Annotated in this window: 14 protein-coding genes; 7 read left to right on the top strand and 7 right to left on the bottom strand. The window is 65.5% G+C overall.

Features of this window, described 5'->3' with window-relative positions:
• The first annotated feature begins 49 nt into the window (after window positions 1-49).
• Together ACP153_RS15715 and ACP153_RS15710 are read left to right on the top strand one after the other, a co-directional pair.
• Window positions 50-2,077 carry an FAD-dependent oxidoreductase gene (locus ACP153_RS15715; protein WP_424971961.1) on the top strand — a complete coding sequence of 676 codons (2,028 nt, stop codon included), beginning with the start codon at window positions 50-52 and terminating at the stop codon, window positions 2,075-2,077.
• 294 nt (window positions 2,078-2,371) lie between these two features.
• Window positions 2,372-3,280, top strand: coding sequence for a LysR family transcriptional regulator (locus ACP153_RS15710; RefSeq protein WP_424971960.1), 909 nt, complete (start codon window positions 2,372-2,374; stop codon window positions 3,278-3,280).
• A 4-nt stretch (window positions 3,281-3,284) separates the two neighbouring features.
• Here the strand turns inward: ACP153_RS15710 and ACP153_RS15705 are convergent, their stop codons facing one another.
• Genes ACP153_RS15705 through ACP153_RS15690 form a run of 4 tightly spaced genes read right to left on the bottom strand, consistent with a single transcriptional unit; the run spans window position 3,285 to window position 6,245 of the window.
• Complete coding sequence (locus ACP153_RS15705) at window positions 3,285-4,211, bottom strand: OmpA family protein (protein WP_424971959.1); 927 nt, start codon at window positions 4,209-4,211, stop codon at window positions 3,285-3,287.
• Window positions 4,208-4,783, bottom strand: coding sequence for a peroxidase-related enzyme (locus tag ACP153_RS15700; protein ID WP_424971958.1), 576 nt, complete (start codon window positions 4,781-4,783; stop codon window positions 4,208-4,210). The genes ACP153_RS15705 and ACP153_RS15700 overlap by 4 nt, the downstream gene beginning before the upstream one ends.
• A complete protein-coding gene (locus ACP153_RS15695) occupies window positions 4,780-5,520 on the bottom strand; it encodes a GNAT family N-acetyltransferase (RefSeq protein ID WP_424971957.1) in 741 nt (246 codons plus the stop codon). The genes ACP153_RS15700 and ACP153_RS15695 overlap by 4 nt, the downstream gene beginning before the upstream one ends.
• Window positions 5,517-6,245: a competence/damage-inducible protein A gene (locus ACP153_RS15690; protein WP_424971956.1), complete on the bottom strand. Its 729-nt coding sequence runs from the start codon at window positions 6,243-6,245 to the stop codon at window positions 5,517-5,519. Before ACP153_RS15690 ends, ACP153_RS15695 begins: the two co-directional genes overlap by 4 nt.
• A 46-nt stretch (window positions 6,246-6,291) precedes the next feature.
• On the opposite strand from ACP153_RS15690, the gene sfsA reads away from it, so the two are divergent.
• The 4 genes from sfsA (at window position 6,292) to ACP153_RS15670 (ending at window position 10,208) form a co-directional block, all read left to right on the top strand.
• Window positions 6,292-7,014 (top strand): DNA/RNA nuclease SfsA, encoded by a 723-nt coding sequence (sfsA, locus tag ACP153_RS15685; RefSeq protein ID WP_424971955.1) that lies wholly within the window; start codon window positions 6,292-6,294, stop codon window positions 7,012-7,014.
• A gap of 42 nt (window positions 7,015-7,056) precedes the next feature.
• Window positions 7,057-7,887 carry a type I methionyl aminopeptidase gene (map, locus tag ACP153_RS15680; protein ID WP_424971954.1) on the top strand — a complete coding sequence of 277 codons (831 nt, stop codon included), beginning with the start codon at window positions 7,057-7,059 and terminating at the stop codon, window positions 7,885-7,887.
• A 61-nt stretch (window positions 7,888-7,948) separates the two neighbouring features.
• A complete protein-coding gene (locus ACP153_RS15675; RefSeq protein ID WP_424971953.1) occupies window positions 7,949-8,914 on the top strand; it encodes a homocysteine S-methyltransferase family protein in 966 nt (321 codons plus the stop codon).
• Window positions 8,915-9,155: 241 nt separating this feature from the next.
• A complete protein-coding gene (locus ACP153_RS15670; RefSeq protein WP_424971952.1) occupies window positions 9,156-10,208 on the top strand; it encodes a TRAP transporter substrate-binding protein in 1,053 nt (350 codons plus the stop codon).
• 60 nt (window positions 10,209-10,268) lie between these two features.
• Here the strand turns inward: ACP153_RS15670 and rsmD are convergent, their stop codons facing one another.
• Both rsmD and ACP153_RS15660 read right to left on the bottom strand, forming a co-directional pair.
• Window positions 10,269-10,826 carry a 16S rRNA (guanine(966)-N(2))-methyltransferase RsmD gene (gene rsmD, locus ACP153_RS15665; RefSeq protein WP_424971951.1) on the bottom strand — a complete coding sequence of 186 codons (558 nt, stop codon included), beginning with the start codon at window positions 10,824-10,826 and terminating at the stop codon, window positions 10,269-10,271.
• Window positions 10,827-10,833: 7 nt separating this feature from the next.
• Window positions 10,834-12,039, bottom strand: a complete 1,206-nt coding sequence (locus ACP153_RS15660; RefSeq protein ID WP_424971950.1) for an NAD(P)/FAD-dependent oxidoreductase — start codon at window positions 12,037-12,039, stop codon at window positions 10,834-10,836.
• 87 nt (window positions 12,040-12,126) lie between these two features.
• On the opposite strand from ACP153_RS15660, the gene ACP153_RS15655 reads away from it, so the two are divergent.
• Window positions 12,127-12,609, top strand: a complete 483-nt coding sequence (locus ACP153_RS15655) for a peroxiredoxin (protein ID WP_424971949.1) — start codon at window positions 12,127-12,129, stop codon at window positions 12,607-12,609.
• 29 nt (window positions 12,610-12,638) lie between these two features.
• Here the strand turns inward: ACP153_RS15655 and zapE are convergent, their stop codons facing one another.
• Window positions 12,639-13,721, bottom strand: coding sequence for a cell division protein ZapE (gene zapE / locus ACP153_RS15650; protein WP_424971948.1), 1,083 nt, complete (start codon window positions 13,719-13,721; stop codon window positions 12,639-12,641).
• Between the last annotated feature and the right edge of the window lie 47 nt (window positions 13,722-13,768).

Raw genomic sequence — 13,768 nt, 5'->3', positions numbered from 1 at the left:
CGCCCCCCGGCAGTCTGCGCGGCAATCGCCACACCACCGGAGCGCCATCATGACAGCCTATCCGAACCTTCTGCGTCCTTTGGAGCTGGGCCATACAACCCTGCGCAATCGGGTGCTCATGGGCTCGATGCATACGGGGCTTGAGGAGACGCGGGACTGGAACCGTGTGGCAGAGTTCTACGCGGCGCGCGCCCGGGGCGGTGTCGGTCTGATGGTGACGGGCGGCATGGCGCCCAACAAGGAGGGCGGCGTGTTTCCCGGGGCGGCGGGGCTCTTCACGCCCGAGGATATCGCCAACCACCGTATCGTGACGGACCGGGTCCACGCGGCCGAGGGCAAGATCGCGATGCAGATCCTCCATGCCGGGCGCTACGCCTATTCGCCCGATTGCGTCGGCCCCTCGGCGGTGAAATCCCCGATCTCGCCATTTCCGCCCAAGGAACTGAACGAAGAGGGCATCGAAAAGCAGATCGCGGATATCGCCACCGCCGCCGCCCGGGCCCGCGAAGCGGGCTATGACGGGGTCGAGGTCATGGGCTCGGAGGGTTATTTCCTCAACCAGTTCCTCGTCACCCACACGAACCGCCGCGAGGACCGCTGGGGCGGCAGCTATGAAAACCGGATGCGCCTGCCGGTCGAAGTCGTGCGCCGGGTGCGCGAGACCGTGGGCGAGGATTTCATCGTGATCTATCGCCTGAGCATGATCGACCTGATCCCCAACGGCTCCACCTGGGAAGAGGTCGTGCAGCTTGCCCATGCCATCGAGGGCGCGGGCGCATCGATCCTGAACACCGGCATCGGCTGGCACGAAGCACGGATCCCGACCATCGCCACATCCGTCCCGCGCAAAGCCTTCGCCTGGGTCACTCAGAAGCTGATGGGCGAGGTCTCGATCCCCGTGATCACCTCGAACCGGATCAACACCCCCGAGGTCGCCGAAGAGGTGCTGGCCGAAGGTTGCGCGGATATGGTTTCCATGGCGCGGCCCTTCCTCGCGGATGCGGAGTTCGTGGCCAAAACCGCAGCCGGGCGTGCGGACACCATCGCGCCCTGCATTGCCTGCAATCAGGCCTGCCTCGACCATACGTTCTCGGGCAAGCTGAGCTCCTGCCTTGTGAACCCGCGCGCCTGTCACGAGACCGAGCTGACCTACGCGCCTGCCGAGACGCCGCGCAAGATCGCGATTGTCGGCGCCGGGCCTGCGGGCCTGTCCACGGCGCTCGTGGCGGCGGAGCGGGGCCATGCTGTGACGCTCTTTGACCGGGCTGACCGGATCGGCGGGCAACTGAACATGGCGCGCATGGTCCCCGGCAAGGAGGAGTTCCACGGCCTTGTCGACTGGTACGAGACAATGGTCGCCGAGCGCGGGGTCGACCTGCGCCTTGGCACCGAGGTCACGCCCGAGACCGTCGCAGGTTATGACGCGGTGGTGGTGGCCACGGGCGTGCTGCCCCGCGACCCGGAAATCCCCGGTCAGGAGGCTGAAAACGTGCTCTCTTATATAGATGTGCTGCGCGGCGGGGCCGAGGTCGGCGACAGCGTCGCGATTGTCGGCGCGGGCGGCATCGGGTTCGATGTGGCCGAGTATCTGGCCCATCAGGGCGAGAGCCCGACCGAGGACCCGGATCTGTGGAAACGGGAATGGGGCGTCACTGACCCCGCCGAGACCCGTGGCGGCCTTGCGGCGGAGGGTCCACAGCCAGAGGCCAGCGCCCGCCAGATCACTCTGCTCCAGCGCAAATCCGAGAAGCTCGGCAAACGGCTCGGCAAGACCACCGGTTGGATCCACCGCGCCAGCCTGCAGATGAAAGGCGTGCAGATGATCGGCGGCGTGAATTATGAGGCGGTGACCGAGGACGGGCTACAGATCTCCAAGGGTGAGGCACGCACGGATCCGCAGACTTTGGCAGTGGACACGATCGTGCTCTGCGCCGGGCAGGTGCCCGATCGGGGGCTTGCGGATGCGCTGGTCGAGAGCGGCGTGCCGGTCCATGTGATCGGCGGGGCGGATGTGGCGGCAGAGCTCGACGCGAAACGCGCCATCGATCAGGGCGCGCGGCTGGCCGCCACGCTCTGAGCCCCCGCGCGTCGACTCAGCCGCGACCCAAGACATGCTGCAAATCCGTCGCGCTCCGGTCACTTTTTCGGGATCCAAAGGGCGTGACCGGTTGGCCGCGTCTCACGACCGAGAGCCTGCTAAACCCCTCAGCAAACACGGCAAAAAAGGGGCATTGCCACCTTCTGGCCGGTTTGCGGCGGAATCGGCCAACAATCACGGGGCAAAATCCTTATAATGACGGGATGACGGCCCAATAACGCCTGAATTGTCTCCGATACCTGATCAGTGAATGTAGCTGCCAGGATCAATCCGATGGACCGACTGACCGAAATGGAAGCATTTGCCACAGTGGTGGACCAAGGCGGATTCACCGACGCGGCCAAAAAGATGGGGATCTCGAAATCTGCGGTCTCCAAGCACGTCTCGTCGCTTGAGGCGCGTCTCGGCGCGCGCCTGCTCAACAGGACGACGCGCCGGGTGAGCCCGACCGAGATTGGCCTTGCCTATTACGACCGGGCGCGCCGGGTGCTGAACGATGCGGGCGAGGCCGATGCATTGGTCAACGCCATGCAATCCCAGCCGAGCGGGCTCCTGAGGATCTCGGTGGCGACGGATTTCGGGGTCAATCACCTCTCTCCGGTGCTGGCGAAATTCCTCCATGAGTTCCCGGACATCCAGATCAACATGGTGCTGAACAACCGCTATGTGGAGCTGATCTCCGAGGGGTTCGATCTGGCCGTGCGGGTGGGCGAGCTGGAGGACAGCACGCTCCGGGCGCGCAAGCTCACGGAGACGTCGAAGCGGCTGGTGGCGGCGCCGGGATATCTGGAGACCTTCGGGACGCCAGAGAAAATCGACGATCTGAGCGATCACAAACTGCTGCACTATTCGAACCAGGCCTCGGGGAATCTGTGGAAGATCACGGCCCCGTCCGGCGAGAGACGGCAGATCCGAACAGCGGGCTGGCTGACGGTCAATGACGGACAATCGCTGCTCAATGCGGCCGCGTCCGGGCTTGGCATCGCCTATCTGCCCACCTTCCTCTATCGCAAGGCGCTGGAGGCGGGTGAGGTGGTCGAAGTCCTGCCGGATCTGCCGTACGAGGATCTGGGCATCTACGCGGTCTATCCGCCGGGCCGGTTCACCCAGCCCAAGGTGCGCGCCTTCATCGACTTCCTCGTGGCGGAATACGCGCCGGACGGGAACCCGACCACGCTCTGAGCGCTCAGGGCTGGACGAGCACCGCCTCGACCCGGCGATTGGCCTCGCGCCCATCCTCGGTGTCGTTGCTGGCACGCGGGGCGAGATAGCCTACGCCATCTGCCTGCACCTGACTGCCCGGCACATCGAACTCCGCCAGAAGACGCGCGCGCACGGCCTCGGCCCGGCGCTTGGACAGGGCCATATTGCCCGCCGTGGAGCCCTGGGCATCGGAATGCCCGACCAGCACCACGCGCCGGGTCGGGTTTTCCCGCAGGAACGCAGCCAGAGATGTCAGCGAGGCAAAGGACCCCGCGGCAAGGGTCGCGCTGCCAGGTTCAAAGCGCAGATCCTCCAAAACGATGCCGCCCGTCTCCAGCAGGGTTGCCGAGAAGTCCCCGGGATCTGCGGGTTGGTCGAGAAGCGGCTCGGCCGCGACCTGCGCTGCCCCGACCACGGCGGGCGCCGCAATCCCGACAGGGGTCACCGTGGTAAGCTGCACATAGCTGGAATCCCGCGTGGTGCTGAGGATGAACGCGAGGGCGGTCCCGGTCGCGCCCTCCGCCCCGATATAGCCGAAGCGCCCGAGATCCACGATCATGGTCGGCGGATCCACATCGGGCATGGCGAGGCGAAAGCTGTAGCCGCCACACTCCCACGTCTCGCAGGTCAGGAAGGGCGAGAACCCGGCCGCCTCCACCTGCGGGCCAAGGCTTGCGAGCAGGCTTGCAATCGAATGGGACGGCACCAGCCGCCAGACCCGGTGGCGCGCATCGCCCTCCAGCGTCGCAGTTGGCACTGTGCCGCCCTGTGCGGCACCAGACGGGAGCACCGCGCGGATCGCAGGCTCGCTCTCGTCATGAATGAGGGTCGCTCCCTCGGGCAGGGCAAGCTCCTGCGCCCCGAGGGTGCTGGCCAGACAGGCCGGGACGATCCCGGCCAGCCATTTCACCGATGCGCCCCGTGATACTCCGCGTTCGGGCGCATATCGACGCCGGAGGCCAGGCGGTTCGTCATGTTGAAGAACCCCGTCACACTGGCAATGTCCCAGATGTCCCGGTCACTGAACCCATGGTCGCGCAGCACCGCGCGATCCGCCTCGGTGACCTTGGCGCTCGCCTCGGTCAGGGCGACGGCATAATCGAGCATGGCCATGGTCCGCGCATCGATATCGGCGACCCGGTAATTCATCACCATCTGCTCGCCAAGCTCGGGATTGCCCGAAAGTTCGCGCACGGTGGCGCCATGGGCGACCTGGCAGTAATAGCAGCGGTTCACCGACGAGACGACGACCGCAATCATCTCGCGCTCGAGCTTGGTCAACCCGCTCTCGGCCAGCATCAGATCGTTATAGAGCGCCGCGAAAGTGTTCAGCTTCTCGATATCAAAGGCATAGGCCTTGAGGACATTGGGCACGAGGCCGAGCTTCTCCTCGCAGATCGCGAAATACTTGGCCGTCTCGGGCGGGAGCGGATCCACCGCAGGCAGATCGAGCGCGGTTACAAGCTCTGGGGTATCGGTCACGGCGCGGGCTCCATCCAGTTGGGGTCTTGGCGATAATGGTACTGTTCCACAGGGACCATGCCGAGGGAAGCATAGACCCCCTGGGCGGCGGCATTGTCGCGCGTGGTCAGGATGGCGAAGGTATGGGCCCCGTTGCGCCGGGCCCAGTCGGCGGCCCCGAGGGTCATGTTCCGCGCGGTGCCGAGGCGACGCAGGGGCGCGCTGACCTCGACCGCATGCATCATGGCGATGCCGTCATGGAGCGCGACAAAGGCGCAGCCCGCCGCGCGGTCGCGGACCCGGCCCAGAATGGCGGCCTTGGGGTCGCAGGACCCGGCCATGATCGCCCGGCGCTCCGGCCCGATGCCGCCCGCATCCCAGATCTCGCACATGATCTGCAAAGGCGGCCAGATCGCGAAGGCACTGACCGGGGGCGGGCCATCCTGCGCCACGGTCTCGACCGGGGCGGTCATGACCACGACCGGATCGTTGACCTCATAGCCTTTGGCCTCGAGCAGCGCGTCAAACCCGGTCTGCGCGCCTCGCACCATGAAGAGCGGTCGCTGGCCCAGCGCCCGCATCGCCTCGGCGGCGGCGTCGATCTCGGCGCTGGACGGGTCCGGCCCGTCGGCCGCACTCAGGGTGGCGGCTGAGACGCGCTGCCCCCCGCCCTGCCCCTCGCGCAGCAGGAAAGGCCCGCTGCGATGGGTTTGCGGCGCGGCCCAGGTCGCGTCGATGGCCGCCCAGAGCGCGGTCATGCGGCCTCGGGGAAGGCATCGCGCAGGGCGGTCACAGCCTCGCCCAGCAGGGACGCATCCGTCCCGCGCACCACCACATTGGCGCCGAACACCCCGTCGCGGATGAACGGGTAGGACCCGAAGGAGAGGTCCGGATACCGCGCGGCCAGATCCCGCAGGGGCCCGGCAATCTCGCTCTCGGGGCGGATCACCCGCAGGCTTTCCGACAGGATCGGCGCCCCGCCATCAATCGTGGCCAGAACCGAGGCCACCATCGCCTGAAACACCGACGGCACCCCGGCCATCACATGGACATTCTCGATGGTGAAGCCCGGTGCGGTGCTGACCGGATTGTCGATCAGGCTGGCCCCGTCCGGGATCCGCGCCATGCGCAGCCGCGCGTCATTCAGCTCCGCGCCGGTCTTGGCATAATGCGCCGCCAACAGCGCCCGCGCATCCTCGCGCACATCGATCGGACGATCAAAGGCTGCCGCCACCGCGTCGGCCGTGATGTCGTCATGGGTCGGCCCGATCCCACCAGAGGTGAAGACATGGGTGTAGCGCCCGCTCAGCTCCCGCACGGTGGCGACGATCGTGTCGGCATCGTCCGAGATCACCCGCGCCTCGACCAGAGGGACGCCCTTGTCGGTCAGCGCGCCCGCAAGGTGGTACATGTTCTTGTCCTGGGTGCGCCCGGACAGGATCTCGTCCCCGATCACGATCATGGCGGCGGTGGGTGTGCTCATCGCGTGGTTCTTTCCTTGTGCTGCGCCTCGGTATAGGTCGAGCACCATGCGCTTTCAAACCCCTCTGATCCCCGCGCGCCTGATCCGGCGCTATAACCGCTTTCTCAGTGACGCCACGCTGGAGGAGACCGGCGAGGAGGTCCGCGCCCATTGCCCGAACCCGGGCGCGATGCTGGGGCTGAAGGATCCCGGGCGACGGATCTGGCTGGAGCCGAATGACGACCCCAAGAAGAAGCTGAACTATGGCTGGCGTCTGGTGGAGCTTGAGGACGGCCACATGGCCGGGATCGACACCTCGGTCCCGAACAAGGTGGTGGGCGAGGCGCTGAATGCCGGTGCCATCACCGAGCTTGCCGCCTATAAGACGATCCGGCCGGAGGTGAAATACGGCACCAGTTCCCGTGTGGATTTTCTGGCGACGCAAGACGGGCTGCCGGATGCCTATGTGGAGGTGAAGAATGTCCACCTGCGCCGCGATGGCGATTGGGCCGAGTTTCCCGACAGCGTGACCACCCGGGGCGCCAAGCATCTGGTGGAGCTCAGCCGCATGGTTGAGGCCGGGCACCGGGCCGTAATGCTCTATCTCGTGCAGCGCACCGATTGCAACCGGCTCCGCATGGCGCCGGATCTCGACCCCGGCTATGCGGCGGCCTTCGATGCGGCGCGCGAGGCGGGGGTTGAAATGCTCTGCTACGGCACCGAGATCGAGATCGGCGGAGTGACGCTCGGTCACGCGCTTCCCGTTGATCCTGCGCGGCAAACCGCCTAAGCGGGGCTAGCAGCACGGCGGAAAAACCCTTATCTGTCATGCATGATGGAGACCAGCGTGAACGAACAACCTCGGGCGACCCTGACCAAGGATGGCATTCGCCTCTATGAGCGCGCCGATTTTGCGGGGATGCACAAAGCCGGGGAGCTGGCCGCGACGATCCTTGACGAGATCGCGCCCCATGTGGTGCCGGGTGTCACCACCGGGGAGCTGGACCGGATCATCACCGATAAGGTGGATGCGGCGGGGGCGACCTCGGCGACCATCGGCTACAAGGGCTACAAGCACGGCTCCTGCATCTCGATCAACCATGTGGTCTGCCACGGCATTCCCGGCGAGAAGAAGCTCAAGGATGGCGACATCCTGAATATCGACGTGACGGTCATCGTGGATGGCTGGTTCGGCGACACTTCGCGGATGTATGTGGCGGGCAAGCTGCCCCGCCGGGCCGAGCGTCTGATCCAGGTGACCCATGACGCGCTCTTCAAGGGGATCGAGGCGGTTCGCCCCGGCAACACCTTTGGCGATATCGGCAACGCGATCCAGACCTACGTGGAAAGCCACCGCATGTCCGTAGTGCGCGATTTCTGCGGGCACGGGCTGGGCCGGGTGTTCCACGCGCCGCCCAATGTGCTGCATTACGGGCGCAAGGGGACCGGGCCTGTCCTCGAGGAGGGCATGTTCTTCACCATCGAGCCCATGGTCAATCTGGGCCGCCCGGAGACCAAGGTCCTGGCCGATGACTGGACCGCCGTGACCCGTGACAAAAGCCTGAGCGCGCAATACGAGCACTCGATCGGCGTGACCGCGGATGGCTGTGAGATCTTCACCCTCTCGCCCGGCGGTCTGTTCCACCCGACCTACACACTCTGATCTCCCCTGCGCAGACAAGAGGGGCCTTTTCTGGTAGCCTACGGCACCAGAGGAGACCCCAATGTCATTTCAAAGCGCTGAATTTCCAAGACTAAATAATCAGATTTACCTCGCCGAAGGCGGGACCGAGACCGAGCTGATGTATCGGCACGGCCATGAATTGCGCGAGTTCGCGGTGTTTGAGCTGATGAACAAACCCGCCGCCGTGGCCGATATGCATGATATGTACCGCCGCTATCTCGACGTGGTGGCCCGGCATCAATGCGGGGCGCTGCTGGCCGGGTTCGACTATCGCGCCAGCCCGGATTGGGCCGAGAAGCTTGGCTATTCCGCCGAAGGCCTGCGCGAGATGCAGCAGAAATGCATTGATTTCCTGCGCGCGGTCTCGGCGCCCTATGCGGGCCAAATCCCCCATATCGCTATCGCCGGTTGCCTCGGGCCGCGCGGCGATGCCTATGCCCTGAACCGCGACATCACCGCAGAGGAGGCTGAGGAGTATCACGCGACGCAGATTGCAAACCTCAAGCAGTGTGGCGTCGATCTCGTCTGGGCCGCAACCATCAACAACATCCCCGAGGCCGTCGGGATCAGCCGCGCGGCGGCGCGGATCGGCGTGCCACTCAACCTCTCCTTCACACTGGACAGCCACCACAAGTTGAAATCGGGTCCGTCACTGAAAGAGGCGATCGAGGCAACGGATGCGGAAGCCGGTGCGGCGCGGCCCGACAGCTATGGCATCAATTGCTCCCACCCGCTGGAGTTTGAGCCCGCCCTGGAGCCCGGACGCTGGACGGACCGGATCCGCTCCCTCCGCCCGAATGCGGTGAGCATGGACAAGGTCTCCCTCTGCAAGCTCGGCCATATCGAGGAGGGCGACCCCGAGGATCTGGGCCACCGCATGGGCGATCTTGCAGGGCGTTATCCCAAGGTCGACATCTGGGGCGGGTGCTGCGGAACCTGGGACCGGCATTTCGATCGGATTGCCCAATATGTGACCGCTGCCCGCAGCGGATTGGTCCCCGCCTGAGCCCGGGCGGGCTATCCCGGCCAAAGCGCGGGAAATAATTCTTGTGTTTTGGCCGGATGCAGAAAATCGACTTGTTTCAGATATTTGACCATTTGGTTGCGATGATTTGCCCTGCATTGTTTTTGCGAATGATTTGCAACTAGAGCATTTTAACCCTAGATACTGCCCGCAGCGCGCCGTATCAGGCGCTTTCGACCCCTGCTCGCAGGACCGTATTCAGATTGTAAAGGAGGCCCCAGCGATGACCTTCCTCTCCAAGACCGCCGCTCTGGCCATGCTTGCCCTCTCCGCCACTGCTCTGCCGAGCGTCGCGCAGGAGGTCACGCTCCGGTTTCAGCATTTCGTCTCGCCGCTCAGCGCGAACCCGACCCATTTCATGGAGCCCTGGGCCCGCAAGATCGAAGCGGACAGCAATGGCCGCATCAAGGTCGAGCTCTATCCGTTCATGCAGCTGGGCGGCAAAGCCCCGAACATGTATGACCTGATCCGCGACGGCGCGGTGGATGGCGGCTGGGTGATCCCCGGCTACCAGCCCGGGCGCTTCCCCGAGGCCGAGGCCATGGAACTGCCCTTCATGACCACGAAATCCGGTGAAGATGCCTCCAAGGCGGCCTGGGTCTATACCCAGAAGCACCTGATGGATGATTTCGCCGATGTGAAGGTGATCGCGGCCCACATGCACGGGCGTGGTCTCGTGCACAAGAAAGGCCCCGCAATCGCCGAACTGGGCGATTTCAAGGGGCTCAAGCTGCGCGGGCCGTCCCGTCCGGCGACGCTTCTCCTGAAGGAAGTGGGCGCCACGCCCGTGGGCATGGCTGTGCCCGCCTTCCCCGAAGCCCTGTCGCGCGGCGTCGTCGATGGCGGCGTGATCACTTGGGAGATGTCGCCCTCGCTCAAACTGGATGAGCTGACCGACAGCCATACGGATGTCGCAGGCGACAAGAGCCTCTATAACCTCTTCTTCATCTGGGCGATGAACAAGGCCAAGTATGACAGCCTGCCCGATGACCTGAAGGCCGTGATCGACGCGAATTCTGGCTTTGCCGCCTCGGCGCTGGCGGGTCGTGCCCATGACACGGGCGACACCACCGGCAAGCAGGCCATGGCTGATGCGGGCAACGAGATCGCGACCATGTCGCCCGAGTTGACCGGCGAGATCGCCCTGCTGGGGGACAAGGTGACCGAAGCCTGGATCGCCGAGATGACCGAGAAGGGTCTCGACGGGGCTGGCCTCGTGGCGGATGCGCGCGCCGCCGTGCAAGTGACCCGGGACGACAGCGCCCCGCTGAACTAAGCCTTGGCGCGGAGGATCCAGAGGGCCGGCCCATTTGGGTCGGCCTTTTGCGTTTTGCCCCTAGGGCTCCTGCGCCTCCAGGAGGGTGACATGGGTGTCGCCATAACGGCGATGGTCCAACAGGGTGAAGCCCTCGGGCGCGGGTTGGGGGGCGTTCTCCTCCCACACCACCAGAGCGCCCGGCGCGATCCAGCCCGGCACAGCCAGCGCCCGCGCTCCGAGGCCTTTGCCATAAGGCGGGTCGAGGAACACCAGATCAAAAGGGGCGCCGCTATGGGGTGGTCGCTTGACCGCGTCGCGCCCGATCAGTGTCGTGCGATCCGCCACACCCAAAGTCGCGATGTTTTCCCGCAAGAGCCCTTGGGCCACACGGCCATTCTCCACAAAACTCACCTCCGCCGCCCCGCGCGACAGTGCCTCGAGCCCCAGCGCGCCGGTCCCGGCAAAAAGATCGAGCACATGGGCCCCGCTGATCGGATCGCCATAGGCGCCAGAGCTCAGCGACGAGAAGAGCGCCTCGCGCACCCGGTCCGGGGTTGGGCGCAGATGGGCCGCCATATCTCCCTTGCCGAGCTTGGCCAGCCGCCGCCCCCCGAACGCCCCCGCGATGATGCGCATCGCGGCGTCAACCCCGCAGGAGCGCTTTGAGGTCGGTGTCGGGATCTGCGATCACGTCGATGGCGGGGCTCCGCCCGCTCTCGATCAGGCGCTTGCCCACCATATAGGCCCGAGGGGCGTTCATGGCGTCCACGGCCAGCAGGCGGTCGCCGCCATAATACCAGTGGGAGCGCGCGCCTTCATCCTCGCGGGCCACAACCCGGTCATAGCCCGTATTCAGCCCGGCGATCTGAAGTTTCACGTCATACTGATCCGACCAGAACCAAGGCTTGGGGTGATAGGGCGTCTCGGCGCCCAGCATGTTCACGGCCACGGCCTCGGCCTGATCGATGGCGTTCTGCACCGATTCCAGCCGGATCTGCGCCCCGCCATAGGGCAGCGAGGCGCAATCCCCCGCAGCCCAGACCGACGGGTCCGAGGTCCGGCCCATCTCATCGGTCCAGATGCCGTTCTCGATGGTCAGCCCTGCCGCTTCGGCCAGCGCCGCCCCCGGCGCGATGCCCACCCCGACCACGACGAAATCCACGTCAATCTCAGAGCCGTCCGTCAGCCGCGCCCCGGTGACCTTGCCCTCGCCCAAGAGCCGGTCGAGCCCGACCCCCTCGCGCAGATCGACCCCATGCCCCTGATGCAGGTCCCGGAAGAAATCCGAGGTCTCCGGCGCCGCGACCCGTTGCAGGATCCGGTCTGCCATCTCGACCAGGGTGACGCTGAGGCCTTTCTTGGCGGTGACCGCCGCCGCCTCCAGCCCGATATAGCCGCCGCCCACGATCAGCACCTTCTTGCCCTCGACCAGCAGCGGCGCCATGGCATCTGCATCCAGCAGGTCGCGCACGGTGAAGACCCCCTCCAGATCCCCGCCAATCGCCGCAGGCAGCCGCCGAGGGGTCGAGCCGGTGGTAAAGGCAAGCTGGTCATAGCTCAGCACCTCATCGCCGATCTGCACCTGCTTGGCCGCCAGATCGATGCCCGTCACCTCGGTCCCCATGCGCAGGGTGATCCCGTTCTCGGCATAATAGGCCTCGGGCCGCAGATAGAGCCGCTCCTGCGCCATGTCGCCCAACAAGTATGCCTTGGACAAAGGCGGGCGCTGATAGGGCGGCACGGCCTCCGCCCCGAGCAGGGTCACCTCCCCCTCGAAGCCGGAGCTGCGCAGCTTCGCGGCCAGCGCGCTGCCCGCCTGGCCAGCGCCGATGATGACAATATGGGACATGGGCGGGGCTCCGTATTCGCTCTGGTGTCTGGCTGTGCAAAGGCTATATGCGGTCTAGTGCGAAACGCAACGCGAAGGGAATACGCAATGCAAACAGGGGACAAACTGCCCGAGGCCACATTGGTGAAACTGGGCGCCGAGGGACCCGAAGAGGTCACGGTCTCGAGCCTGACCGCCGGACGCAAAGTGGTGATCTTCGCGGTGCCCGGGGCCTATACGCCCACCTGCCACTCGGCCCATGTACCGAGCTTCATGCGCACCAAGGACGGTTTCACCGCCAAGGGCGTGGACGAGATCATCTGTGTGTCGGTGAACGACCCCTTCGTGATGCAGGCCTGGGGTGAGGCCACCGGTGCGGCGGGCGCCGGGATCACCATGCTGGGCGATCCGGCCAGCGCCTTCACCAAGGCCGTGGGCATGGATTTCGACGCCCCGCCCGCCGGTTTGCATGCGCGCTCCAAGCGCTACGCGATGGTGGTCGAGGATGGCACGGTGACCGTGCTCCATGCCGAGGAAAACCCCGGGGTCTGTGAGACCTCCGGCGGCGAGGCGCTGCTCGCGGCCCTCTGATCCAGCGGGCGCCGTAGCGGGGCGCGGGGCTAGTCCTCCGTGCCCCAGGTCGCATCCTGCATCTCGCGCAGGCGAGACGCGGTGCGCTCGAACTCGAAAGTCCCTTCACCCTCGACATAGAGGGTTTCGGGCTGGGACTCCGCCGAACAGATCAGCTGCACCTTGGCCTCGTAAAGCGCATCGATCAGCGTGACGAAGCGCTTGGCCTCATTGAAATTGCTCCGCCCCAGGGCTGGAATGTCATCGAGCAGCAGCACCCGGACCGCCTCGGCCAATGCGAGGTAATCCCCCGCGCCCAGGGGCTGACCACACAGCTCCCAAAACCGCATCCGCGCGACCGCGTTGTGATAGCGCGGGATCTCCAGCGCACGTCCCTTCACCGTCAGGGTCAGCGGATGGTTCTCGCCCCCGGTCAGGTCTTCCCAGATCGCGTCGAGCTTGGCGCGCGCCTCCGCCCCCTTGGGTGTGAAATAGCGCTGCGCCCCGGTCAGACGGTTCTGGCGATAGTCCGTCTCGGAGACGAGCTCATGGACCACCAGCCGCTCCTTTATGAGCGCGATGAAGGGCAGGAAGAGATCCCGGTTCAACCCGTTCTTGTAGAGATCATCCGGCACCCGGTTCGAGGTCGCCACGATTACCACATTGCGCGCAAAGAGCAGATCAAAGAGCCGCCCGACCAGCATCGCATCGGTGATATCCGTGATCTGCATCTCGTCGAAACACAAAAGGCGCAGATCCTTGGCCACATCCGCGGCCACAGGGGCGAGCGCATCCTCGACCCCGGTCTTGCGCGCCTCGTGCAGGGCCGCGTGGATTTCCTGCATGAAGGCATGGAAATGGACACGCCGTTTCCCGGTCACCGGAGCAGTCTCGTAGAACAGATCCATCAACATGGACTTGCCGCGCCCCACCCCGCCCCAGAGATAGGCGCCGCGCTTGCCCTCCGGCGCCTGCGGCTTGGAGAAGCGCTTGAGCAGCCCGCGCTTGGGCGCGGGCGCATCGAGCGTTGTCACCAACGCTTCGAGAACGTGAAGGACACTCACCTGGGCGGCATCGGCCGTGATTTCGCCCGCAGCAACAAGCGCATGATAACGCTCAGTTAATTCCGCCATATCCTGGTCCTTTCGCCCGCAACGGTTAAGCGATTTTGATGGTGAGG

It is taken from the genome of Dinoroseobacter sp. S76 (genome assembly GCF_049801095.1).
In the GTDB taxonomy this organism is placed as follows: domain Bacteria; phylum Pseudomonadota; class Alphaproteobacteria; order Rhodobacterales; family Rhodobacteraceae; genus Dinoroseobacter.
Note: the sequence above shows the minus strand (reverse complement) of the source record. Positions and strands in the feature narration are given on the sequence as shown.

Excerpts from the sequence above, each read along its gene's own strand:
- ACP153_RS15715 (WP_424971961.1), top strand. The coding sequence starts at position 50 with ATGACAGCCTATCCGAACCTTCTGCGTCCTTTGGAGCTGGGCCATACA.
- ACP153_RS15710 (WP_424971960.1), top strand. The coding sequence starts at position 2,372 with ATGGACCGACTGACCGAAATGGAAGCATTTGCCACAGTGGTGGACCAA.
- ACP153_RS15695 (WP_424971957.1), bottom strand. The coding sequence starts at position 5,520 with ATGACCGCGCTCTGGGCGGCCATCGACGCGACCTGGGCCGCGCCGCAA.
- ACP153_RS15690 (WP_424971956.1), bottom strand. The coding sequence starts at position 6,245 with ATGAGCACACCCACCGCCGCCATGATCGTGATCGGGGACGAGATCCTG.
- sfsA (WP_424971955.1), top strand. The coding sequence starts at position 6,292 with ATGCGCTTTCAAACCCCTCTGATCCCCGCGCGCCTGATCCGGCGCTAT.
- map (WP_424971954.1), top strand. The coding sequence starts at position 7,057 with ATGATGGAGACCAGCGTGAACGAACAACCTCGGGCGACCCTGACCAAG.
- ACP153_RS15675 (WP_424971953.1), top strand. The coding sequence starts at position 7,949 with ATGTCATTTCAAAGCGCTGAATTTCCAAGACTAAATAATCAGATTTAC.
- ACP153_RS15670 (WP_424971952.1), top strand. The coding sequence starts at position 9,156 with ATGACCTTCCTCTCCAAGACCGCCGCTCTGGCCATGCTTGCCCTCTCC.
- rsmD (WP_424971951.1), bottom strand. The coding sequence starts at position 10,826 with ATGCGCATCATCGCGGGGGCGTTCGGGGGGCGGCGGCTGGCCAAGCTC.
- ACP153_RS15660 (WP_424971950.1), bottom strand. The coding sequence starts at position 12,039 with ATGTCCCATATTGTCATCATCGGCGCTGGCCAGGCGGGCAGCGCGCTG.
- ACP153_RS15655 (WP_424971949.1), top strand. The coding sequence starts at position 12,127 with ATGCAAACAGGGGACAAACTGCCCGAGGCCACATTGGTGAAACTGGGC.
- zapE (WP_424971948.1), bottom strand. The coding sequence starts at position 13,721 with ATGGCGGAATTAACTGAGCGTTATCATGCGCTTGTTGCTGCGGGCGAA.